Genomic DNA, 22,089 nt, shown 5'->3' on the forward strand with positions numbered 1-22,089 from the left:
GTCATTCGAAGGGCAGGGGACGACCTCGCATTGTCGAGTACAGAACATCCACGTGTCGGACGGATGAGTTCATGGGGCACGCGTCTCGCGTACGCTGCGCGCCCATGAGCATCGCAGTGGTGACGGGAGCCGGTTCGGGCATCGGCCGGAGCGTGGCGCTGGCCCTCGCGGCGGCCGGCTGGTCGGTGGCCCTGGCGGGCCGCAGGGCGGAGGCCCTGGAGGAGACGGCGGCGTCCCTGCCGACGGGCGACTTCCTGGCCGTCCCGACGGACGTGACCTCGGAAGAGGAGGTCGCCGCCCTCTTCACGGCGGTGCGGGACCGCTGGGGCCGGGTCGACCTGCTCTTCAACAACGCCGGTACGTTCGCGGGCGGCGGCGTCCCCGTCGAGGACCTGGACCCGGCGACCTGGCGCGCGGTCGTCGACGTGAACCTGACGGGCGCGTTCCTGTGCGCCCAGGCCGCCTTCCGGGCCATGAAGGAGCAGGACCCGCAGGGCGGCCGGATCATCAACAACGGCTCGATCTCGGCGCACGTGCCACGCCCGCACTCGATCGCGTACACGGCGACGAAGCACGCGATGACGGGCCTGACGAAGTCCCTGTCGCTCGACGGCCGCCCGTACCGGATCGCCTGCGGCCAGATCGACATCGGCAACGCGGCGACGGAGATGACGGCCCGCATGCAGACCGGCATCCTCCAGGCCGACGGTCAGCTGGCGGTGGAGCCGGTGATGGACGCGGCGGACGTGGCGGCGACGGTGGTGCACATGGCGGCGCTGCCGCTGGAGGCGAACGTGCAGTTCGCGACGGTGATGGCGACGACGATGCCGTACATCGGCCGGGGGTAGCGCGACATCGGCCGGGGGGGTAGCGCCCCCGGCCGACGACGCGGGGGTCAGGCCTGCCCGGTCTCGAAGCGCGAGACCTTTCCGCCGTCGACGGTGAAGACCCACTTGGTCCGCATCGAGCCCCAGGTGTCGTTGCGGTAGTCGGCGACGAGGCTGCGCCCGCCGTCCGCCTCGGACACGACGTCCATGTGCCCGCGCGAGGCGAACACCTCCCGGTCGAGCCACTCCCGCACATCGCGGTCGGAGCCGTCGTCGGACATGGTCGCGCCGGGGGTCATGGCCTCGAAGAGGGCCGACTCGTCGTTGGCGTTGAGGGCCGTGACGAATTCACGCACGGCCGGGTCGCTGAGCTGCTTCACGGGAATGGTCATGCCCCACCCGTACACCCGCGGGGCGCCCGTCTCCGGGCGCCCCGGCCGTGAGGTCCCTCCGACAGCGGTCCTGAACCGTCAGGACCAGTCGCAGGCCTTGCCGTCGCCGTCGCGGTCGAGACCCGAGCGGTAGCCGGGCTGGCCGGCGTAGATGGGGGCCTTGCCGGCGGCGCGGACGGCGTCGCAGTTCTTGTAGTAGGCGGCGCCGCCACCGCCACTGGAGCCGCCACCGCCGCTGGAGCCGCCGGAACCTCCGGAACCGGAGCCTCCGCTGCCGCCGCCGTGGCGATTCGGGTCCGGGTCCGGGTTCAGCTGCGCGTAGTCCTCGGACGGGCAGGAGAGGCCGGGCCGGGCGAGGGAGAGCCGTACGGACATGTACTCCGGCCGCTCGATGTCCTCGCCCGCCTCCGGGTCCTGGAAGCAGATCCGCCAGTCGTCGTGACGGGCCGCCAGGTCGACGTCCGTGTACACGCTGTCGCCGCGGATCTCACTGAGGCCCGCCTTCCGGAGCACGGCGGAGCCGGCCGCGAAGGTCTTGCCGACGACGTTCGGCACCTTGGGGAAGACGACGGCCTCGCCGTCCCGCGCCGGACAGGGGCTGCTCTTCTCGACGACGGCGAACTCGATCCGGGCCCTGCGTCCTTCCTCGGTCGTGGCGGTCTCCCCGGCGGCCGGCTCCTGGAAGCAGACCTTCCAGTTGCCGTCGACGAGCTGCATCTTGTCGTCCTCGGTGGCGTCGTGCGAACGCGCCCGGAACCCGGCCTCGTACGCCGCCTGCGAGGCGGTCTCCAGGTTCTGGCCGGTGTAGTCGGCGACGACCCGGCGCACGAGGGGAGTCGGCGTGGGGGTGTACGGGGTGTACGGGGTGTAGGACGGGAACTTGCCGACCTGCGGCTTGGCGTCGGCCACCGCCGGCTTGTCCGCCGGCGGCTCGCTCGTGCCCATGGCCACGAACCAGACGCCGGACAGCACCGTCGCGAGCACCTTCCGCCCCGGCGACCAACGGCTGCGCCAGGCAAGGATGATGCCCAGGGGCGGCAGGAGGACGAGACAGAGGACGACGACCCCGGGCCGCCGCCACCGCGACTCCTCGCGAACCGGCCCCGTGTCCCCCTTGCCCCGCTCGTTCCCCTCGTCCCCCTTGCCCGCCTTGTCCAGCGACACGCCCACCCGACCCTGCCCCTCCCTGACGACATCTCGGCGCCACACAGGGTATGACCTGCACATTCACCGGATGCGCCCAGGGTGGGCCGGGGTCAGTCGAGGCAGAACTCGTTGCCCTCGGGGTCGGTCATCACGATGTGGCCGCCGCTCATCGGCGGGGCGGGCTCGAAGCGGCGCACCCGCTTCGCCCCGAGCCCGACGAGCCGGTCGCACTCGGCCTCGAGGGCCGCCATCCGCTCGTCCCCCCGAAGCCCGGGAGCGGCACGGACGTCGAGGTGGACGCGGTTCTTGGCGACCTTGCCCTCGGGCACCTGCTGGAAGAACACGCGGGGGCCCTCGCCGTCCGGGTCCTCGATGGCCGACCGCGTGTTGCGCTGCTCCTCCGGTACGCCGATCCGCGCGAGGAACTCGTCCCAGGCGGCCAGCGGATCGGCGCCCTCGGGCAGCTCCACTCCGGGCGGCCCGGGGTGGACGTATCCCAACGCGTCGCGCCAGAAGGACGAAAGGGCCCGGGGGTCGTGGGCGTCGAAGGTGACCTGGAAATGACGGCTCATTCGTACGTCTCCGTTCGTAGCGGCTCGCGAAGCGACCGTACCGAAGCCCACTGACAACGGTCCGGCGGAACGCCCGGCCCGAGCGCGGCGGAACACCCGGCCCGAATGCCGCGTCCGAATTGCGCCAGCGGTACGGTGCCGCCCCGCGCCACCCTGACGGCATGAACACGTACTTCGCCCGGCCCATCGCCCCCTCCGCCCTCGCCCGGCTCCGCGTCACCGACGACGCCGGCCGCGCCTGCGTGCCGTACACCGCCACCGACGGCGGCCACCCCCTCCGCTGCTGCCTGCGCCTCTCCGAGCCCGGCGAGCGGATCGCCCTCGTCTCGTACGCGCCGCTCCGCCGCTGGGCCGCCGAGACGGGTGCCACGCCGGGCGCGTACGACGAGCAGGGCCCCGTCTTCATCCACGCCGAGGACTGCGGCGGGCCCGCGCCCTCGGAGGAGTACCCCTTCTCCCGTACCGGCGCGCTCCGTACCCTCCGCCGCTACGACACGGCCGGCCGGATCGTCGGGGGCCGGCTCCTGGAGCTCCCCGAGACCCCCGCCGAGGGCTTCGACAAGGCGCTCGCCGAGGCCTTCGCCGACCCGGCCGTCGCCCTCGTGCACGTGCGGGCCGTCGAGTACGGCTGCTTCCACTTCGAGGTCCGGCGCCCCTGAGGGCTACTTTCCGGTGGTGTCGCACAGGGCGCGGTCGACGAGGGCACTGGCGGCCTTCTGCTGACGGATCGTCCTGTCGAGGTCGTTGAAGCTGGTGGTCAGGGAGACGGTGACGGTGCGGCGGCCGTCACCGGTGGCGCCGTCGAGGGTGATGTAGCCGGCCTCGCCCCCTTCGTGGCTCCAGTAGCTGCCGCCGCAGCTCAGGGGGCGCTCGACCAGGCCGAGGCCGTAGCGTCCGCCGGGCCAGAACACCTCGAACTCCTTGGGGACCGGGACGGTGTGCTTCATCTCGGCCAGGCGCGCCTCCGACAGCAGCTTGCCGCCGAGCAGTCCCTGGAAGAAGCGGTTGACGTCCGCCGTGGTGGAGACGTACCCGCCGAGGTCGGGGACGAGCTGCTCGGTGACGTCGATCCGTTCGCCGGAGGTGAAGACCTGGTAGCCGTCGGCGTGCGGGCGGCGAAGGGTGGGCGTGTCGCCCGGCAGGTACGTGTGGTGCATGCCGAGCGGTTTCAGGATCCGGGTCTCGACCGCCTCCTGCCAGGGGCGGCCGGTGACCTCGTCGACGATCATGCCGAGGACGACGTAGCCGGTGTTGGAGTAACCCCAGCCGGTGCCGGGCTCGAAGTCCGGGTGGTGCTTCATCGCCCGGGCGACGATCTGTTCGGGGGTGTAAGTGTCGTAGCGGTGCCGGTAGTACTGCTGCGGGGTGTCGAAGCCGGGAAGGTCGTCGTGGAGGCCGCTGGTGTTCTGCAGCAGCTGACGGACGGTCATCTTCCGTCCGTCGTTGCCGTTCCCGTCGATCAGACCGGGCAGCCGGCGGTCCACCGTGTCGTCCAGGGACAGCTTGCCCTCGTCGACCAGCTGCAGGATCACCGTGGCCATGAGTGCCTTGCCGGTGCTGGCGATCCGGAAGTGGCCGTCGCGGGGCACGGGGCGTTGCGTGCCGACCGCGGCGACGCCGGCGGTGGCGACCAGATCCCGGCCGGCGGCGGTGGTCACCCGCGCCTGGACGCCGGTGATCCCAAGGGCCCGGAGGGCATCGGTGTCCCGGCGCAGGTCGTCCTGCCGGTAGCCGGGAGCGGACGGCGCGGACGCTCCGTCCGCGAACTGAACGGCCAGGGCCGCACCCGCCGTTCCCAGTACGGCGGCCGCCGCGACGGCCAGCCACTTTCGGCCGATCCTGCGATGACGGGGCTGGGACGGACGGCTCTGCGGCGCGGAGGCCGGGGCGGTGGATTTCATGCGTTCCACGCTAGGAAGGCGTCGAGTCGCACGTCGCTACCGCGGACGGCCGGTTGCGACCTACAGCTGGCTGTAATGCCGCCCGGGCCGCCCGGCACGTACCGTGGCGCTTCCGAGGGCCGCCTCCGGTCCCGTACGACGAACGAAGGCGGACCCGTGCACGGCGTGATCGGCGAGGCCCGCGCACGGTCGGTCGAGACCGGGCGCTGCGGGCGCTACCTGCTCGGCACCCTGCTGACCGCGGCGGTGACGCTCGTGGCGGCGCCGCTGCTGTGCGTGCCGTCGCTTGCGGCTCCCTGGGCGGAGCACCACCGCCGGCGGGCCGGGGCGCTCCTCGGCCGGCCGGTGGAGCCGCGCCCGCGCGCCGTCCGCCGCGACCTGGCGTGGCTCGCGGCCCAGGTGGCCACCGGCCTGCCCGCGGGCGCGGTCGCCCTGCTGTGCCTGGGCAATCTGCTCCTCACCCTGCTCGTCACCGTGGGGTGGTGGGCGTTCCCCCCGTCGGACCCGCCACGGCTCCTGCTCCTCGACGTCCGTGTCGACGGCTGGACCGCCGCGCTGACGGCCAACCTGGCACAGTTCGTTCTCCTCGCGGCCCTGTCGGCCCTCGCCCTCCCCCCGCTCGCCCGGGTGCACGCGCGGTGCTGTCTGGCCGTCCTGGCGCCGTCTTCCGCGGAGCGGCTGGCGGAGCGCGTCAGCGAGCTCACCCGGACGCGCGCGGACGTGCTGCGGGCGCACGGCGCGGAACTCCGCCGGATCGAACGCGACCTGCACGACGGCACGCAGGCCCGGCTCGTGGCCATCGCCATGCGGCTGGCCGTGGCCGGGGAGACCCTCCCCCGGGACCCGGACGCGGCCGCCGTGCTCGTACGGCAGGCCCAGGCGGAGACCGAGGAGGCCATGACCGAGCTGCGGTCCGTCATCCGCGCCATCTACCCCCCGGTCCTGGCCGACCAGGGTCTCGTCGGCGCGCTCGGCGCCCTGGGCGCCAGGGCCGGTGTGCCGACCCGTATCGACATCGGCGAGCTCGGCGAGGTCCCCGCCGCGGTCGAGGCGGTCGCCTACTTCGCCGTCACCGAGGCCCTCGCGAACATCGCCCGGCACAGCCGGGCCACCAGGGCCGCCGTCCGGGTCACCCGCGACGGCGCGTCGCTGTCCGCGGAGATCACCGACGACGGGACCGGCGGGGCGGACGCGTCCCGGGGCAGCGGCCTGGACGGAATCGGTCGCCGCGCGGCCGCCCTGGACGGCACCATGAAGATCACCAGCCCGCCGGGCGGGCCGACCACCCTCACCGTGGAGCTGCCGTGCGTGTAGTCATCGCCGAGGACAACGTCCTGCTGGCCTCGGGACTCGAACTCCTCCTCGGCTCCCAGGGCTTCGAGGTCGCCGCGATCGCGGAGGACGCCCCCGGCTTCCTCGCCGCCGTCGAGGCCCACCGCCCGGACGTCACCATCGTCGACGTACGGCTGCCCCCGGCCTTCCGCGACGAGGGGATCCACGCCGCCCTCCGGGCCCGCCGCGACCACCCCGGACTTCCCGTCCTGGTCCTGTCCCAGTACGTCGAGCAGGAGTACGCGGGCCGTCTCCTCTCCGATCCCCGCGGCGGCATCGGCTATCTCCTCAAGGACCGGGTGAGCCGCATCGCGGAGTTCACCGACGCCCTGCGCCGCGTGGCCGCCGGCGGCACCGCCATGGACCCGGAGGTGATCGCCCAGCTCCTCGCCGTCCGCGGCGATCCCGTCGACGCCCTCACCCCCCGCGAGCGCGAGGTCCTGGCGCTGATGGCCGAGGGCCACGACAACGCGGGCATCGCCCAGCGGCTCTTCGTCACCGACAACGCCGTCCACAAGCACATCGGCAGCGTCTTCCTCAAACTCGGCCTGTCGACCGGCGACAGCGGCCACCGCCGGGTCCGCGCAGTCCTGGCCTGGCTCCGCCGCCACGGCGGCCCGGAGCCCGGCTGAGCCGACGCCGAAGGGCCCCTGATCAGGTGGAAACCTGTTCAGGGGCCCTTCTCACGACTGCCGACAGACGAGTCGAGCTGTACGCCGGGTTCTGTGCCCCGGGACCTCGCGGTCGTCGGGGCGACGGCCATCCATCTAGGACCGGCGTTGCCGCCGGCCTCCTGCGGTCTACCCGCGGACTCGGGCGAGCAGCCCTCGAACATCCGCGCAGGGACACCGGGGTGTCCCCTCTTGACCTTGCTCCGAGTGGGGTTTACCTAGCCGCCTGAGTCACCTCAGGCGCTGGTGGTCTCTTACACCACCGTTTCACCCTTACCGAGGACCGAGGTCCCCGGCGGTCTGTTTTCTGTGGCACTGTCCCGCGGGTCACCCCGGGTGGCCGTTAGCCACCACCCTGCTCTGTGGAGCCCGGACGTTCCTCGGGGAGATCCGAGGATCTCCACGCGGCCGTCCGCCCGGCTCGTCTGCCGTGCCGACCATGCTACCCGCCGATTCAGAGGAAGTCGGCCGTCTCCAGGTCGAAGGCGAAGGGTACGGGCCCCGGAGCGACCGCTTGACCTTGTCGCAGCGTCAGGGTTTCTACTGGGCGCATGCGTATCGGCGAGATCGCCGCGCTCGTCGGGGTCACCCCCCGGGCCGTGCGGCACTACCACCAGTCGGGGCTGCTGCCCGAGCCCGAGCGGCGGGCCAACGGGTACCGGGAGTACGGGGTCCGGGACGCCGTGCTGCTCGCCCGGATCCGGCGGCTGACCGAGCTGGGGCTCGGCCTCGACGAGGTACGGGACGTGCTCGCGGACGACGAGGGGCGGGGGCTCGTCGAGGTGCTGGAGGAGCTCGCGGACGACCTGGCCCGGCAGGAGGCCGTCATCCGGGAGCGCCGGGAACGCCTCGCCCCGCTCCTCGCCGAGGCCCGCGCCGGGCGCCTGCCCGCCGAGGGCCCCGTCTCGCCGGAGCTGGCGGCGCTGCTCGCGGGTCTCGGCGAGCTGCCCGAGTCCCCGATGGCGGCGAAGGACCGGGAGATCCTGGCCCTCCTCGACACCGTCGTCCCCGAGGCGGAACGGGCCCGGCTGATGGAGCTGATGCACGGCGCGGCGGGCAGCGCGCGGGAGCTGTACGCGCTCCTCGACGCCCTCGCCGACGTGGAGGTGGACGACCCCCGGGTGGAGGAGGCGGCCCGCGCCCTGGCCGCCGTCCTGCCGGACGAGATGGCGGTGGAGCTGCCCCCGGAGGGCGCCGGGGGCCTCGCCGACACGTTCTTCGCGGACCTCGCCCCGGCCCAGTCGGCGGCGGTGCGGCGGGCGGTGGGACTGGTGACGGAACGACGGACGGAGAGAACGGGGAGAGGGGAAGCGGGCCGATGACGACGAACACCGTCCGCAGGACGGAGGGGGGCGCCGTGCCCCGCACCCGCCCGCTGCGGCTCCTGCGCGCGGTCGCCTACGCCGCGCTCCCCGCCGAGTTCGTGCTCTTCGTCCTCCTGCTCGCCGGGGTGCGGATACCCGGCGCCGTGCTCCTCGCCGGGGAGTTGCTCGTGACCGGGCTTCTCCTCGCCGAGGTCCTCGTCTTCCGGCGGCTGCGGCGGCTCGGGCTCTCCGCCCGGGAGGCGCTGGGCGAGCTCGTGCCCGAGGTCGTGCTGCGGCTGATCGGGCACGAGCTGCGGCTGATGGCGGGTCTCGTGCGGTGGGTCGGGCGGCGGCGGCACGGGGTCGAGGGGGCCGACGGGGTCTTCCCGCACGCCCGCGACCAGGCCGCGCTGATGTACGGCTTCGCGTTCGTGTGCGTGGTCGAGACGGTCGGCATGTCGTACCTGCTCGCCGAGTGGCCCTTCGTCCACGCCGTCTTCCTCGTCCTGGACGTCTACACCGTGCTGTTCGTGCTCGGGCTGCACGCCGCCTCCGTGACCCGCCCGCATACGCTCGCCGGCGGTGTCCTCCGGGTCCGGCAGGGTGCGCACGTCGACGTGCGCGTCCCGGTCGGGCGGATCGCGGCCGTCCGGCGCGAGTCCCTGTTCTCGCACGAGAAGGCCGACGGCGAGCTGAACCTCGCCGTCGGCTCCCAGACCTCCGTCACCATCGAGCTGACCGGGCCGGTCGACGCGCCCCGGCTGCTCGGCGCGCCCCGTCCCGTACGGCTGATCCGGCTGCACGCCGACGAGCCGAAGGCCCTGTACGACGCGCTCACGCGGGCGCGAACAGGACCTTCGCCGTCCCCGGGTCCGCTTCCGACAGTCTGACCCGCAGCCACTCCCCCAGCGGCAGCTTCGCCTCCCCGCCCTGGATGCGGGCGACGACCGCCGGGTCCTCCAGGTGGACGGTGCCGACGGCCGGTTCGCGTTCCTTCACGTCGATGACGTACGCGTCGAAGATCTCGCCGATCCGTTCCTTCAGGAGGGCCGCCTCGACGATGTCGACGCTCTCGCGTTCGACGGTGTTGGCGCGGCGGGCGCCGCCGGCCATCTCGTCGGGAAGGGCGGGCAGGGCGGCCCGTACCCACTCGGGCGGCTCGTCCCCGGCGACCGCCGCCACGCACAGCTCGCCCGCGTACCGGTCGACGAGGCGGCGCAGCGGCGCGGTGCAGTGGGTGTACTCGTCGGCGACGGCGGCGTGGACGGCCGGGGTGGGGACGTGGCCGTCGGTGAAGACGGTGTAGCCGGCGCCGCGCAGGAGGGTGGTGCACTCCTGGAGGAAGGCCGCGTGGCGCGGGTTGGTGGGGTCGGCGGAGCGGACCACGTCGGCGTACGAGACGTGGTGCGGCCAGTCGACGCCGAGGGCATGGGCGGAGCGGCGCAGCCGGGCGACGGCGCCGTCGGGGGCGGTGGGGAGGGTGCGCAGGATGCCGGTGCCGGCGGCGGTCATGAGGTCGGCGGCCGCCATGCCGGTGAGGAGGGAGATCTGGGCGTTCCAGGCGTCGGCGGGGAGCGGGGCCCGGTATTCGAGGGTGTAGGTGTGGTCCCGTTCGACGATCTCCTGCTCGGGGACGTTGAGGGAGATCCCGCCGCGTTCGGCTTCGAGGGCCTCGCGGAGACGGCCGATGTCCCGGAGGAGGGCGAGGGGCTCTTCGGCGGTTCCGTCGTCGATCCGCCGCTGCACGCCCGCGTAGTCGAGTTTCGCGCGGCTGCGGACGAGGGCGCGGCGGACGTCGGTGGCGACCCGCCGGCCGTCGGCGTCGAGGTCGATGCGCCAGAGGAGGGCGGGGCGGGGTTCGCCGGGGAGGAGGCTGGCGGCGCCCTCGGAGAGGACGGGCGGGTGGAGGGGGACCTTCTCGTCGGGGAAGTAGAGGGTGAGGACGCGCCGGTGGGCCTCGGCGTCGATCGCGCCGCCGGGGGTGACGAAGGCGGCGACGTCGGCGATGGCGTAGTGGACGCGATAGCCGCCGTCGGCCCTGCGGGCCAGGTGCATGGCCTGGTCGAGGTCGGTGGAGGCGGGCGGGTCGATCGTGAAGAAGGGGAGGTCGGTGGCGTCGTACGAGGGGAGGCGGGGGTTCTTCGCGGCCGCCTCGGCCTCGGCGAGGACGGCGGGCGGGAAGTCCTCGGGAACCGCGAGCTCGGTACGGAGTGCGCGCAGGGCGGCCCGCAGCGGAGCCTCGGCTGCGCCGGTCACGTGGATGTGGCGGCGGGGCATGGACCGAGCGTATGGCGCGGGGTGGGGCCCGGCACCTTGTACGCGGGGGTGGTCCGGCGCCTCGTACGTGGCGTGGGGCCCGGCGCCTCGTACGTGAGGGTGGTCCGGCACCTCGTACGTGGGGTGAGGCCCGGCGCCTGTACGCGGAGCGGGGAGGGGCCTCGTACGCTGGACCGTCGGGGCCGCACCCCCACCCCCCGTACGTACGAAGGAGAACCACCGTGCTCGTGCTGTTGCCGCCCTCCGAAGGCAAGGCCTCCTCGGGGCGCGGGGCGCCGCTGAAGCCTGAGTCGCTGTCCCTGCCGGGGCTCGCGGAGGCGCGGGCGGCGGTCCTAGACGAGCTGGTCGAGCTGTGCGCCGCCGACGAGGAGAAGGCGCGCGAGGTGCTCGGCCTGAGCGAGGGGCTGCGCGGCGAGGTCGCGAAGAACACGGAGCTGCGGACGGCGGGCGCGCGTCCGGCCGGGGAGATCTACACGGGCGTGCTGTACGACGCGCTGGGTCTGGCGACCCTGGACGCGGCGGCCCGGGAGCGGGCGGGGAGCTCGCTGCTCGTGTTCTCGGGGCTCTGGGGCGCGGTGAAGGTGACGGACCGCATTCCGTCCTACCGCTGCTCGATGGGCGTGAAGCTGCCGGGGCTCGGGGCGCTCGGCGCGCACTGGCGGGGCGCGATGGCCTCGGTGATGCCGGAGGCGGCCGGGGACGGACTCGTCCTCGACCTGCGCTCCTCGGCGTACGCGTCGGCGTGGAAGCCGAAGGGTGAGCTCGCGGCCCGGACGGCGACGGTGCGGGTGCTGCACGCGCCGACCCGGAAGGTGGTCAGCCACTTCAACAAGGCGACGAAGGGCCGGATCGTACGGAGCCTCCTGGAGGCGGGCGCGGAGCCGGGTTCGCCGGCGGAGCTGGCGGAGGCGCTGCGGGACCTGCGGTACGTGGTGGAGGAGGGCGGGAAGGCGGGGGCGCTCGACGTCCTGGTCGACGAGATCCACTGACCCGAGAAGAACCATTGCACCCTCCGCAACGCTCGTTGCGGTTGACGCTCGCCCTGGGCAGGATGACGCCCATGTCCTCGACGAGCGTGTTCGACCTTGCCCCGGGATGCCGTGTCGTCCCCGTCGTCGTGATCGAGGACGCCGCCGACGCCGTGCCCCTGGCGCGGGCCCTGGTGGCCGGCGGGCTGCCGGTGATCGAGGTCACCCTGCGCACCCCGGCCGCGCTCGACGCCGTCCGCGCGATCGGGGCCGAGGTGCCGGAGGCGGTCGTCGGCGCGGGCACCGTCGTCTCGGCGGCCGGGGTCGCGGACGCGGTGGGCGCCGGGGCGCGGTTCCTGGTCGGCCCGGGGTGGACCGAGCGGCTGCTCGGCGCGATGCGGGACTCGGGCGTGCCGTTCCTGCCGGGGGTGTCGACGGCCTCGGAGGTCGTGGCCCTCCTCGAAGACGGGGTGCGGGACATGAAGTTCTTCCCGGCCGAGGCGACGGGCGGCATCCCGTACCTGAAGTCCCTCGCGGGCCCGCTCCCCCGGGCCCGTTTCTGCCCCACGGGCGGCATCTCCCTCGGCTCCGCCCCCGACTACCTCGCCCTGCCGAACGTCGGCTGCGTCGGCGGTACGTGGATGCTGCCGCCCGACGCCCTCGCGGCTCGCGACTGGGGGCGGGTGGAGGCGCTCGCGCGCGGGGCGGCGGAGCTGGGGGTCCCGGTCACCGGGTGAACGTCACGCCGAGGTGGTCGGTGACGGGGCGGTAGCCGAGGCGCTGGTAGAGGGCGTTGCTGGTGGGGTTGGCCAGGTCCGTGAAGAGGAGGACCTGCGCGACTCCGGCTTCCCGGGCGGCGCGGCTGACCGCCTCGGTGGCGCCGGCCGCGTACCCCCGGCCGCGCTCGGCGGGCGGGGTGTAGACGAGGTGGACGCGGGCCTGGCCCTCGATCGTGCGGGAGACGGCGGCCATGGAGACCGGGCGGCCGTCGGGCGCCTCCCAGAGCCACAGTCGTCCCTCGGAGATCCGCTCGGTGACGAAGCCGGTGTAGTCCTCGGCCGGCTCGTCCCCGATGGCCACCGCGAACTCCCTCGTCCAGGCGGCGACGAGCGGGACGTCGGCCTCGGTGGCGACCCGTTCCCTGCCGGCCGGGGCCGGGTCCGGCGGGGTCAGCTCGCCGAGCCGGAAGAGCCGCATCCGGGCGGTGGTCGCCCAGGGGCGGCCGGTGGCCTCCGCGTACGCCTCGACGGCGGCGGTCTCACCGCGCACCTCCGTCGGCTCCTCGCCCGGGGGAAAGGTCAGCGCGCGGGCCGCCTCCTCCGTCATGACCCCGAGGGAGGGCACGCCGGGCGGCGCCTCCGCGAGGACGCCGGTGACCCGGCCGTCCGCCTCCGCCCACCAGCCGAGCCGCCCGGCCTTGTCCATGAGCGTGAGCACGGCGGTGTTGCGGGCGGCGTCGGCGGCGAGGTGCTCTGCGGCGGCGGCCCGGAAGGCCGCGGCGCTGTCGGTGAAGGACCACGTCATGCGGGCGATGGTGGTACGGGGCCGGGGCCCGCCGCCACCGGTTTGCGCCCTACCGCAGGTGCGAGGTGTCGTTGAGGAGGCGTACGGAGGCGTTGCCGTCGGCGTAGTAGGCCACGGCCGAGATCGAGGCGGCCGACAGCTCCATCCGGAACAGCGACTCCGGCGGGGCGCCGAGCGCGAGCCGGACGAGGGTCTTGATCGGCGTGACGTGGGTGACGAGGAGGACCGTACGGCCCGCGTACGCGGCGGTCAGCCGGTCCCGGGTCGCGGCGACGCGCCGGGCGACGGTCGCGAAGCTCTCGCCTCCGCCGGTCGGCGCGGCCTTCGGCGAGGCCAGCCAGGCGTCGAGGTCGGCCGGGTAACGCTCGCGGACCTCGCCGAACGTCAGGCCCTCCCAGGCACCGAAGTCGGTCTCCCGCAGTCCCTGCTCGATCCGCACGTCGAGCCCGAGGCGGGCGGCGACGGCGCCGGCGGTCTGCCGGCAGCGGGTGAGCGGCGAGCTGACGATCTCCTGGATGGTGCCGCGCGCGGCGAGCGCCTCGGCGACGGCCTCGGCCTGCCGCAGCCCGGCCGCCGACAGCTCGGGGTCACTGCCCCCGCTCCCCGAGAACCGCTTCTCGGGCGTGAGCGCGGTCTCCCCGTGCCGCAGCAGCACGAAGGTGGCGGGCGCCCCCATGTCGGGCCCGGCCCAGCCCTGGCTGGGGGCGGCGGCCTGCGCGGGAGCGGTGCCCTGCGCGGGAGCGGTGCCGGCTTGCGCGGCGGCAGTGCCTCCCGCCGCGGGAGCGGCTTGCGCGTACGCGGCGTCAGCCGGCGCCGAAACGCCGCCCTCGGCGGTCCCTGCGCTCGTGCCCCGGGCCTCGGCACGGGCCGCATGGCCCGTCGGGGCCAGCACGCCCGCCTCGGCCTCGAAGTCGCCGGAGGCCACCGAGGCCGCGAGGGCCTCTTCGGCGGCGAACAGGCCGTCGTCCGGCTCGGTGGCCGGGGTCGTCGGGCGCGACACGGCACCCGGCCACGCGCCCGAGCCCGTCGCGGAGCCGACCGGCGTCCCGGCGGCCGGGCCCGTACCCGTGCCGAGGCCCCCGGCCGCACCCGTACCCGCCAGCGCCGCACGGGCTCGCGCCGCGCCCGCCGCCGCGTCGCCCGGGGGGCCCGACGGGGGCGGCGTCGCGGCGTTGCGGGCGGCCGTGGCGTCCAGGCCGGCCGTGGAGGCGGACGGCTCCCACTGGCGGCCCCGCTTGCCCGCGTCCATCGCCTCGTTCGCGAGCCGGTCGGCGTGCTTGTTCCGCTCGCGCGGGATCCACTCGTAGCGGACCTGGCCCGGCGGGAAGACGCGGGCGGCCTCGGCGGCCAGCGGCTTCATGTCCGGGTGCTTGATCTTCCAGCGGCCGGACATCTGCTCGACGACCAGCTTGGAGTCCATGCGGACGTGGACGGCGGCGTCCGGGAACAGTTCCCGGGCCGCCTTCAGGCCCGCCACCAGGCCCTTGTACTCGGCGACGTTGTTCGTGGCCACGCCGATGTACTCGGCGGCCTCCGCGAGGGTCTCCCCCGTCGCCGGGTCGAGGACGACCGCGCCGTAGCCGGCGGGCCCCGGGTTGCCCCGGGAGCCGCCGTCGGCCTCGACCACGAGTTCGCGCATTACAGGCCGGACTCCGCGGTGCGGACGAGGATCCGGCGGCAGTTCTCGCACCGGACGACCGCGTCGGCGGCGGCGGCGCGGACCTCGTTGAGCTCGGTGATGTTGAGCTCGATGTGGCAGCCCTCGCACTTGCGCTGGTACAGCCGGGCCGCGCCGACGCCGCCCTGCTGCTCGCGCAGCTTCTCGTACAGCTTGATGAGGTCGGCCGGGACGGAGCCCGCGACGAGCTCGCGCTCCTTGGCGACGGCGGCGGACTCGGCGTCCAGCTCGGCCTGGGCGGCGTCGCGGCGGGCGGTGGCGTCGTCCACCTTGGCCTGGACGGCGGCGACCCGCTCGGTCAGCTCGGCGAGGCGCTCCTGGACGGACTCGCGGCGCTCCATGACCTCGAGGACGATCTCCTCCAGGTCGCCCTGGCGCTTGGCGAGGGAGACGATCTCGCGCTGGAGGTTCTCCAGGTCCTTCGGGGAGGAGACGGCGCCGGAGTCGAGCCGCTGCTGGTCGCGCGCGGCGCGCTGGCGGACCTGGTCGACGTCCTGCTCGGCCTTGGTCTGCTCGCGGCCGCAGTCGCTCTCCTCGGTCTGCGCGGCGACGAGCAGGTCGCGCAGCTGGGTGAGGTCCTTGGTCAGCGCCTCGATCTCGGCGTGCTCGGGCAGCGACTTGCGCTTGTGCGCGAGCTGCTGGAGGCGGACGTCCAGGGCCTGGACGTCGAGGAGGCGGATCTGGTCGGCGGGCGCGGCGTTCAGTTGGGGGCTCCAGGGGAGGTGTGGTGGGAGGACCAGGGGTCGGTGACCGTCTTCGAGACGTGGACGCGGAGGTCCCAGCCGTGGCGGTCGGAAATCTCGTCGAGCTGGGCGGCGGCCTGCTCGCACCAGGGCCATTCGGTGGCCCAGTGGGCGGCGTCCACAAGGCCCAGCGGTGAGTGCTGGGTGGCCTCGGAGACCGGGTGGTGGCGCAGGTCGGCGGTGAGGAAGGCGTCCACGCCGGCGGCCCGTACGGCGTCGAAGAGGCTGTCGCCGGAGCCGCCGCTGACGGCGACGCGGCGCACGGTCATGCCGGGGTCGCCGGCGACGCGGATGCCCTGCGCGGTGGCGGGCAGCCGCTTGGCGGCGCGGGCGGCGAACTCGGCGAGGGTCTCGGGGCGGTCGAGCTCGCAGATCCGGCCGAGGTTGTTCTCGGGGACGAGCGGGCCGGTGATCCGGAGGTCGAGCGCGCCGGCGAGGGCGTCGGAGACGCCGGGGTCGGCGGTGTCGGCGTTGGTGTGCGCCACGTGGAGGGCGATGTCGTTCTTGATGAGGGTGTGCACGACGCGGCCCTTGAAGTGGCCGGCCGCGACCGTCGTCGTACCGCGCAGGTAGAGCGGGTGGTGGGTGACGATCAGGTCGGCGCCGAGGGCGATCGCCTCGTCGGCGATCGCCTGGACGGGGTCGACGGCGAAGAGGACGCGGGTGATCTCGGCGTCGGGGTCGCCGCAGACGGTGCCGACGGCGTCCCAGGACTCGGCTCGCTCTGGTGGCCAGAGGGCGTCGAGCTCGGCGATGACTTCAGACAGACGGGGCACGGAGGAAAGGCTACCTGGCTCCCGTGCCCCGTCGTCCTGGCCTGTGGACAACCCCGCCTTACTTGACCAGGTAGCCCCGCAGGTCGTCGAGCACGCTGTTCGCCGCCGTCACGCCCAGGCCGAGGTACCAGGTCTCGTCCGGGACGTCCTTGGCCCGGCCGGCCTTGACGGCCTTGAGGTTCTTCCAGAGCGGGTTGGCCTGGGCGGTGTCCTTCTTGGTGGCCTTGGCGTCGCCGTAGACGCCGGTGAAGATCCAGTCGGCGTCGGCCTCGTCGATCTTCTCGGGGCTGATCTCGGCCGCCAGCTCGTTGATCTGCTGGTTCTTCGGCCGGGGCAGGCCGGCGTCCTCCAGGATCGTGCCGATGAAGGAGGCCCTGGCGTAGAGGCGGATCTTGCCGGGGAGGTAGCGGACCATGGAGACGGTCGGCTTGTTCGGGCCGAGGTCCGTTCCCAGCTGCTTCGCCTTGGTCTCGTACGCGGCGAGCTTCGCCTTCGCCTCGGCCGTCTTGTCGAGCGCGGCGGCGTTGAGGAGGTAGTTCTCCTTCCAGGTGAAGCCCGGACGGATGGAGAACACGGTCGGCGCGATCTTCGACAGCTCGTCGTACTTGTCGGCGGCGCGCAGCCGGCTGCCGAGGATGAGGTCGGGCTGGAGGTTGGCGATGGCCTCCAGGTTGAGGTTGTTGATGGTGCCGACGGACTTCGGGGTGCCGGCGTCCTTCTTGAGGTAGCCGGGGATGCCGTCGTCGCCCTCGGAGGGGGCGTAGCCGACGGGCTTGACGCCGAGGGAGACGACGTTGTCGAGCTCGCCGACGTCGAGGACGACGACCCGCTTGGGGGCGGCCTTGAGTTCGGTCGTGCCGAGGGCGTGGGTGAGGGTGCGCGGGAACTGGCCCGGCTTCGCGTCGGTGCCCATGGCCGCGGTCTTGGCGGCGGCGTCGCCGAAGTCCTTGCCGCCGGTGGCGACGTCCTTCTTCTTCGCCGTGTCGTCCTTCCCGGCGGAGTCGGAGCCTCCGCCGCCGCCTCCGCAGGCCGCGAGGGAGAGCCCGGCGGCGAGGGCGAGGACGGCGGCGGTGCCGCGGCGGCGGAGGGACATGAGAAGGCTCCTGTACGGGTCGTCCTGGCGGGGATCACGGGTCACCCGGGCACGGAAACGGGCGCGACCGACCGGAGCCGGAGACTCCAGTTAGGTTCGCCTTACCTTACTCACCATGGGTCACTCCAGCACAACCACCCCCTCCCCCTCAGCCGAACCGCCGCAGGGCCACCCTTATGTGTGAAGTGACCCTGCTCGTGTTGTTCGGCTGGAAGTGCGAAAACTAGCTTCGTGGCCGGAGGTGACGAGTCGATGACAGCGTGTGCCATCGAGACCACGGCCGAGGACGACGACCGCGAGCCCGGCGCGGCCTGGCCGGCGGGGTTCACGATCACGGCCAACGGCGCGTACGCGGCCAGGCTCGCGGGCGACGGTGACGCCCTGTACGTGGAGAGGTGGACCCTCGACGGCCCGGAGCCGTACGCCGTCCCCCTCCCCCTCGACCAGCCGGAGGAGCCGGGCGCCCAGCTGCTGCCCCTCGCCGACGGCCGGGTCCTCGTCGCCCGCCGCGTGGACGGGCGGCGGAACACGTTCTCGCTGCTCTACCCCACAGGACCGGACACCCGCGAGCTCCAGCTCGGCGCGGTGGAGGCGCCCGGCTCCGAGGACCTGGTGCTGCTCCCGCCCTCGCCGGACGGCATCTGCGCGTACGCCATGTGCGTCGGCCCCGACACGACGACGCTGTGGCTGGTGGCGGGCGGGGCCTTCGGTCCCGAGCAGGTGGCGGAGGTCAAGGGCCGCTGCTCGGGCGGGGTCTGGCTGGACCGTACGGGCCGGATGCTCGCGCTCGACCGGCGGCTCGACGGCGGTCCGGTGAAGGCGGTCGCCGTCGACCTGGAGCGGGGCGGGGAGGTGACGCCGCTGCTCCAGATCACCGAGGAGAGCGACGACCGGCTGCTGCTCGCGGACCCGGACAGCGGGCTGCTCCTGATCCGCTCCGACGCGCCGTCCCCGGGACACGACCGGCTCGGCTGGGGCGTGCTCGGCTCCCTGCTGCCGGTGCGGTTCCCCGACTGCCTGCGGCTCGACGACGCGGCGGTGACGCCGTTCGCGGTGCAGCCGGGGCAGGTGCTGATGCCGGAGTCCTGCGCGGTGGCGCTGCGGATCGACGCGGCGGGCGGCAGCTGGGTGGGCGTCTGGCAGCCCTCGTCCCGCCGGATGGCCCAGCTGGCCGCGCCCCAGGGCTGGCTGGCCGGGGCGGGCCTGTGGACGGCCGAGGGCGTGCTGCGGCTGCCGTACGCGACGGCCGAGGCGCCCTGCGGTCTCGCCGCCCTGGAGGTGCCCCCGGAGCCGGATCCGGAGCCGGTGGTGGTCGTCGAGGAGCCCCGGGTGTGCCGTCCGGTGCCTTTGCAGCAGGCTCCGCTGACCGACCGCAAACCGGCTGGCTAGACTCTCCGCCGCACAGCAAGAGCAAGACCTACGGGGTGAGTTCCAGCATGTCCGAAGCAAGCACGCAGGGTACGGAGTCGCACGGCTCCGGGAAGCACCGCGGTCAGGCCTCGCCGGCGGAGGACTCCACGTCCTCGCCGCACGGCCGGCACCGCCGCGAGGCCGAGTAAACAGGCCGAGCAAGCAGGCCGAACGGCAAGAAGAAGCGAAGGAAGAAGCGAAGGGCCCCGGGTCTCCCCGGGGCCCTTCGCCTTCCCCACCGCCCGTCCGTCGACGGGTCCCCACACCCCAGTGGTGGCTCAGCCCTTCTTCAGACCCAGCACCTCCGCCGCCGCGAAGGTCTCGCCCGCCGGACGGGACGCGTAGTGCGGGGTCAGGAGGGAGTCCAGTTCCTCGTACGTGAACGCCTCCTTGGCCGTGTCGAACTTGGCCGAGACCTTCGGCCGGTCCACGACCGCCACCATCCCGCCGTGCACGACGAGCAGCTGCCCGTTGACGCCGGCCGCCGCCGGGGAGGCCAGATAGCCGACGAGCGGCGCCACGTGGTCCGGGGACAGCGGGTCGAGCTCTCCCTCGGCAGACGGCTCGGCGAAGCCTGCGAAGACGTCCTCGGTCATCCGCGTCCTGGCCCGCGGGCAGATCGCGTTGGCGGTCACGCCGTACCGGGCGAGCGCGAGCGCCGACGAGGTGGTCAGGCCCACGATGCCGCCCTTGGCGGCCGCGTAGTTGGGCTGTCCGGCCGAGCCCGCGAGGAAGGCCTCCGAGGAGGTGTTGACGATGCGGCCGTAGACGCCGGTCTCGCCCGCCTTGGCGCGGCCCCGCCAGTGCACCGCCGCGAAGTGGGTGGTGTTGAAGTGGCCCTTGAGGTGGACCCGAATGACCGAGTCCCACTCGTCCTCGGTCATCGAGAAGACCATCCGGTCGCGCAGGATGCCCGCGTTGTTGACCAGGACGTCCAGCTTCCCGAACTCGCTCACCGCCAGGTCGACCAGGGCCCGCGCCGTCTCGAAGTCGGAGACGTCGCCGAGGTGGGCGACCGCCCGGCCGCCCGCCGCGCGGATCTCCGCGGCGACCTCCTCGGCGGGTGCGGCGGAGGCCGCGCCCGAGCCGTCGCGGCCGGGCTGCCCGTAGTCGTTGACGACGACGGCGGCGCCGAGCCGGGCCAGTTCCAGGGCCTCGGCGCGGCCGAGACCGCGCCCGGCGCCGGTGACGATCGCGCTCAAACCCTCAAGGGGGAGTGACATCTCGCAGAAGTCCTCTCAGATCTCGATGCAGGTACGGAGGGCCGCGCCGGTCCGCATCTGCTCCAGGGCCTCGTTGATGCCCGCCAGCGGCACCCGGTGGGTGATGAGCGACTCCAGGTCGATGCGGCCGGCCCGCCAGAGCGCGATGGCCCGCTCGTACGAACGGAGCACGTCCCCGCCGCCGTACATCGAGGGCAGGATCCGCTTCTCGTCGAAGAACAGCTCGAACATGTTGAGCTGGAGGAAGTCGTCGAGGGCGCCCGCGCCGACGACGCAGAGGGTGCCGCCGCGGCGGGTCGTCTCGTACGCGGTGCGTGCGGTGGCGGACTTGCCGACGACCTCGAAGACGTAGTCGAAGCCCTCGCCGCCGGTGATCCGCTGCTTGGCGTCGGCGAGCGCGTCCGGGGCGACCGCCTCCGTGGCGCCGAACTTCAGGGCGGCCTCGCGGCGGGACTCGACGGGGTCGACGGCGACGATCTGGGCGGCGCCCTGGAGCTTGGCGCCCTGGATCGCGGAGATGCCGACGCCGCCGCAGCCGATGACGGCGACCGACGAACCGGCCTCCACCTTCGCCGTGTTGATGGCGGCGCCGAGGCCCGTCGTCACGCCGCAGCCGATGAGGGCGGCGATGTCGAAGGGCACGTCGTCCGGGATGGGGACGGCGCAGCCCGCGTCGACGACGACCTCCTCGGTGAAGGTGCCGGTGCCGGCGAAGCCGAAGACGTCACCGCCGGGGCGCTTGAAGTTGGGGACGCCGGCGTTCATGAAGCCGGCCAGGCACAGCTGGGTCTGGCCGCGCTTGCAGGCCGGACAGCTGCCGCAGGCGGGCAGCCAGCAGAGCAGCACCCGCTGGCCCTGGCTGAGGCCGGTGACGCCGTCGCCGACGTCGAGGATCTCGCCGGCGCCCTCGTGACCGGGGATGAAGGGGGCGGGCTGCGGGAGGACTCCGCTCATCGCGGAGACGTCGGAGTGGCACAGGCCGGTGGCCCTCACCCGGATCCGCACCTTGCCCGGGCCGAAGCCCACCGCCTCGACGTCGTCGAGGACTTCGAGTTTGTCCTGGCCGATCTCGTGCAGTACGGCTGCGCGCATGGTGCGGCTCCCATCGGACGATCAGGCGATCAAGGGGTCAGACGCTCAGGAGTGTTCGACGAGGGTGTCGGCGAGGACCGGGGCGTCGTCGCGCTCCACTGCCGTCACCGCCACCTGGACGCGGCCGTCCCCGGCCCACATCCGGATGCGCAGGGTCTCGCCCGGGAAGACGATCCCGGCGAAGCGGGTGCGGTACGAGCGGACCCGGGTGACGTCCCCGCCGAGCACCGTGTCCACCACCGCCTTGAGGGTCATGCCGTACGAGCAGAGCCCGTGCAGGATCGGCCGGTCGAAGCCGGCGAGCTTGGCGAACTCGGGGTCGGCGTGGAGCGGGTTCCAGTCGCCGGAGAGCCGGTAGAGCAGGGCCTGTTCCTCGCGGATGGGCCGCTCGACGGTGGCGTCGGGCTCGCGGTCCGGGAGTTCGAGGCGCTCGGAGGGCCCGCGGTCGCCGCCCCAGCCGCCCTCCCCCCGTACGAAGATCGAGGCGTCGCTGGTCCACAGCGGGCCGTCCTCGTCGACGGCCTCGGAGCGCAGGACGAGGACGGCGGCCTTGCCCTTGTCGTACACGGCGGCGACGCGGGAGGTGGAGACGGCGCGGCCGCCGGTGGGCAGGGGGCGGTGGAGGGTGATCGACTGGCCGCCGTGCAGGACGGCGGCGAGGTCGATGTCGATGCCGGGGGCGGACAGTCCGCCGACGACGCCCATGCCGGCGCCCGCGACGGTGGCGAAGCTGGGCAGGACGTGGAGCCTGGACTCCAGGGTGTAGCGGAGCTCGTCGGGGTCGGTCGCGGGGACGCCCGCCCCGAGGCCCAGGTGGTAGAGCTGGACGTCCTTGTGGTCCCAGGAGATCTCGGCGCTGCGGGGTTCCGCGGCGACGGCCTTTGCGGGGTCGATGGGCATCGGGCTGCTGCTCCTTGTGGCGGGTGGAGACCTCGGCGCGGCCGTCCGCACCGTCGACCGCACCGAGGCCGTGCGGGACCGTCCCGTACGCGCCGGATCCGTCGAGATCTAGAACGCGTTCCAGTTCGGTGACCCATGTATAGCGGAGGGGTGGGAGGTTGTGAACCCCTCCTGACGACACGTCAGATGCGTGGCCTCCGGGAGCCCCAGGACATTTGTCACGGCCGGGTCCGTACATTCACGCCTGCCGGACCCCCGCC

23 protein-coding genes and 1 other RNA gene are annotated in these 22,089 nt (G+C 73.8%); 10 read left to right on the plus strand and 14 right to left on the minus strand.

Annotated elements, in window-relative coordinates:
• Window positions 1-71 precede the first annotated feature (71 nt).
• Complete coding sequence (locus SVTN_RS11145) at window positions 72-848, plus strand: SDR family oxidoreductase (RefSeq protein WP_052499053.1); 777 nt, start codon at window positions 72-74, stop codon at window positions 846-848.
• 47 nt (window positions 849-895) lie between these two features.
• Here SVTN_RS11145 and SVTN_RS11150 read toward each other — a convergent pair whose 3' ends face one another.
• The 3 genes from SVTN_RS11150 to SVTN_RS11160 form a co-directional block, all read right to left on the minus strand.
• Window positions 896-1,219, minus strand: coding sequence for a hypothetical protein (locus tag SVTN_RS11150; RefSeq protein ID WP_041128953.1), 324 nt, complete (start codon window positions 1,217-1,219; stop codon window positions 896-898).
• Window positions 1,220-1,297: 78 nt separating this feature from the next.
• A complete protein-coding gene (locus SVTN_RS45460) occupies window positions 1,298-2,383 on the minus strand; it encodes an excalibur calcium-binding domain-containing protein (protein ID WP_245727499.1) in 1,086 nt (361 codons plus the stop codon).
• Window positions 2,384-2,475: 92 nt separating this feature from the next.
• The gene (locus SVTN_RS11160) at window positions 2,476-2,937 is read right to left on the minus strand and encodes a VOC family protein (RefSeq protein ID WP_041128954.1); all 462 of its coding nucleotides are present in this window, start codon (window positions 2,935-2,937) and stop codon (window positions 2,476-2,478) included.
• Window positions 2,938-3,098: 161 nt separating this feature from the next.
• Here SVTN_RS11160 and SVTN_RS11165 point away from each other — a divergent pair, with 161 nt between their 5' ends.
• Window positions 3,099-3,596 carry a DUF1203 domain-containing protein gene (locus tag SVTN_RS11165; RefSeq protein WP_041128955.1) on the plus strand — a complete coding sequence of 166 codons (498 nt, stop codon included), beginning with the start codon at window positions 3,099-3,101 and terminating at the stop codon, window positions 3,594-3,596.
• A 3-nt stretch (window positions 3,597-3,599) separates the two neighbouring features.
• Here SVTN_RS11165 and SVTN_RS11170 read toward each other — a convergent pair whose 3' ends face one another.
• The gene (locus SVTN_RS11170) at window positions 3,600-4,838 is read right to left on the minus strand and encodes a serine hydrolase domain-containing protein (RefSeq protein WP_041128956.1); all 1,239 of its coding nucleotides are present in this window, start codon (window positions 4,836-4,838) and stop codon (window positions 3,600-3,602) included.
• Between the two features lie 156 nt (window positions 4,839-4,994).
• Here SVTN_RS11170 and SVTN_RS11175 point away from each other — a divergent pair, with 156 nt between their 5' ends.
• A complete protein-coding gene (locus SVTN_RS11175) occupies window positions 4,995-6,152 on the plus strand; it encodes a sensor histidine kinase (protein WP_041128957.1) in 1,158 nt (385 codons plus the stop codon).
• On the plus strand, window positions 6,143-6,802 hold the full coding sequence (locus SVTN_RS11180; RefSeq protein ID WP_041128958.1) for a response regulator transcription factor: 660 nt from the start codon (window positions 6,143-6,145) through the stop codon (window positions 6,800-6,802). The genes SVTN_RS11175 and SVTN_RS11180 overlap by 10 nt, the downstream gene beginning before the upstream one ends.
• Before the next feature lie 64 nt (window positions 6,803-6,866).
• Here SVTN_RS11180 and rnpB read toward each other — a convergent pair.
• An RNA gene (rnpB, locus tag SVTN_RS41340) (RNase P RNA component class A) lies at window positions 6,867-7,265 on the minus strand.
• 127 nt (window positions 7,266-7,392) lie between these two features.
• Here rnpB and SVTN_RS11185 point away from each other — a divergent pair.
• Both SVTN_RS11185 and SVTN_RS11190 read left to right on the plus strand, forming a co-directional pair.
• Window positions 7,393-8,163: a MerR family transcriptional regulator gene (locus tag SVTN_RS11185; protein WP_041128959.1), complete on the plus strand. Its 771-nt coding sequence runs from the start codon at window positions 7,393-7,395 to the stop codon at window positions 8,161-8,163.
• Entirely contained in the window at window positions 8,160-9,035 is an 876-nt protein-coding gene (locus SVTN_RS11190) for a hypothetical protein (RefSeq protein ID WP_052499055.1), read from the plus strand. Before SVTN_RS11185 ends, SVTN_RS11190 begins: the two co-directional genes overlap by 4 nt.
• Here SVTN_RS11190 and SVTN_RS11195 read toward each other — a convergent pair.
• Complete coding sequence (locus tag SVTN_RS11195; protein ID WP_041128960.1) at window positions 8,980-10,422, minus strand: RNB domain-containing ribonuclease; 1,443 nt, start codon at window positions 10,420-10,422, stop codon at window positions 8,980-8,982. The two genes, SVTN_RS11190 and SVTN_RS11195, sit on opposite strands and share 56 nt — an antisense overlap.
• 221 nt (window positions 10,423-10,643) lie before the next feature.
• Here SVTN_RS11195 and yaaA point away from each other — a divergent pair, with 221 nt between their 5' ends.
• Both yaaA and eda read left to right on the plus strand, forming a co-directional pair.
• Entirely contained in the window at window positions 10,644-11,411 is a 768-nt protein-coding gene (yaaA, locus tag SVTN_RS11200) for a peroxide stress protein YaaA (protein ID WP_041128961.1), read from the plus strand.
• Between the two features lie 71 nt (window positions 11,412-11,482).
• Window positions 11,483-12,127, plus strand: a complete 645-nt coding sequence (gene eda, locus SVTN_RS11205) for a bifunctional 4-hydroxy-2-oxoglutarate aldolase/2-dehydro-3-deoxy-phosphogluconate aldolase (protein WP_041133783.1) — start codon at window positions 11,483-11,485, stop codon at window positions 12,125-12,127.
• Here eda and SVTN_RS11210 read toward each other — a convergent pair.
• From SVTN_RS11210 to SVTN_RS11230, 5 genes are read right to left on the minus strand one after another with little or no spacing between them, the layout of a single operon-like run.
• A complete protein-coding gene (locus SVTN_RS11210; RefSeq protein WP_041128962.1) occupies window positions 12,117-12,914 on the minus strand; it encodes a GNAT family N-acetyltransferase in 798 nt (265 codons plus the stop codon). The two genes, eda and SVTN_RS11210, sit on opposite strands and share 11 nt — an antisense overlap.
• Window positions 12,915-12,963: 49 nt before the next feature.
• A complete protein-coding gene (locus SVTN_RS11215; protein WP_041128963.1) occupies window positions 12,964-14,553 on the minus strand; it encodes a bifunctional RNase H/acid phosphatase in 1,590 nt (529 codons plus the stop codon).
• Entirely contained in the window at window positions 14,553-15,296 is a 744-nt protein-coding gene (locus SVTN_RS11220; protein WP_179949638.1) for a zinc ribbon domain-containing protein, read from the minus strand. Before SVTN_RS11220 ends, SVTN_RS11215 begins: the two co-directional genes overlap by 1 nt.
• Window positions 15,293-16,111, minus strand: a complete 819-nt coding sequence (locus SVTN_RS11225) for a Nif3-like dinuclear metal center hexameric protein (protein WP_041128964.1) — start codon at window positions 16,109-16,111, stop codon at window positions 15,293-15,295. The genes SVTN_RS11220 and SVTN_RS11225 overlap by 4 nt, the downstream gene beginning before the upstream one ends.
• 58 nt (window positions 16,112-16,169) lie before the next feature.
• On the minus strand, window positions 16,170-17,204 hold the full coding sequence (locus SVTN_RS11230; RefSeq protein ID WP_041128965.1) for an ABC transporter substrate-binding protein: 1,035 nt from the start codon (window positions 17,202-17,204) through the stop codon (window positions 16,170-16,172).
• A 252-nt stretch (window positions 17,205-17,456) separates the two neighbouring features.
• On the opposite strand from SVTN_RS11230, the gene SVTN_RS11235 reads away from it, so the two are divergent.
• Both SVTN_RS11235 and SVTN_RS46130 read left to right on the plus strand, forming a co-directional pair.
• Entirely contained in the window at window positions 17,457-18,593 is a 1,137-nt protein-coding gene (locus SVTN_RS11235) for a hypothetical protein (RefSeq protein ID WP_174518250.1), read from the plus strand.
• Window positions 18,594-18,640: 47 nt separating this feature from the next.
• On the plus strand, window positions 18,641-18,763 hold the full coding sequence (locus SVTN_RS46130) for a hypothetical protein (RefSeq protein ID WP_099055187.1): 123 nt from the start codon (window positions 18,641-18,643) through the stop codon (window positions 18,761-18,763).
• A gap of 129 nt (window positions 18,764-18,892) precedes the next feature.
• Here SVTN_RS46130 and SVTN_RS11240 read toward each other — a convergent pair whose 3' ends face one another.
• The 3 genes from SVTN_RS11240 to SVTN_RS11250 are packed head-to-tail and all read right to left on the minus strand — an operon-like array spanning window position 18,893 to window position 21,829.
• Window positions 18,893-19,837 carry a 3-oxoacyl-ACP reductase gene (locus SVTN_RS11240; RefSeq protein ID WP_041128967.1) on the minus strand — a complete coding sequence of 315 codons (945 nt, stop codon included), beginning with the start codon at window positions 19,835-19,837 and terminating at the stop codon, window positions 18,893-18,895.
• Between the two features lie 15 nt (window positions 19,838-19,852).
• Window positions 19,853-20,929, minus strand: coding sequence for a Zn-dependent alcohol dehydrogenase (locus SVTN_RS11245; protein WP_041128968.1), 1,077 nt, complete (start codon window positions 20,927-20,929; stop codon window positions 19,853-19,855).
• A 45-nt stretch (window positions 20,930-20,974) separates the two neighbouring features.
• Window positions 20,975-21,829: a MaoC/PaaZ C-terminal domain-containing protein gene (locus SVTN_RS11250; RefSeq protein WP_041128969.1), complete on the minus strand. Its 855-nt coding sequence runs from the start codon at window positions 21,827-21,829 to the stop codon at window positions 20,975-20,977.
• Between the last annotated feature and the right edge of the window lie 260 nt (window positions 21,830-22,089).

The organism is Streptomyces vietnamensis, from assembly GCF_000830005.1.
GTDB lineage: Bacteria > Actinomycetota > Actinomycetes > Streptomycetales > Streptomycetaceae > Streptomyces > Streptomyces vietnamensis.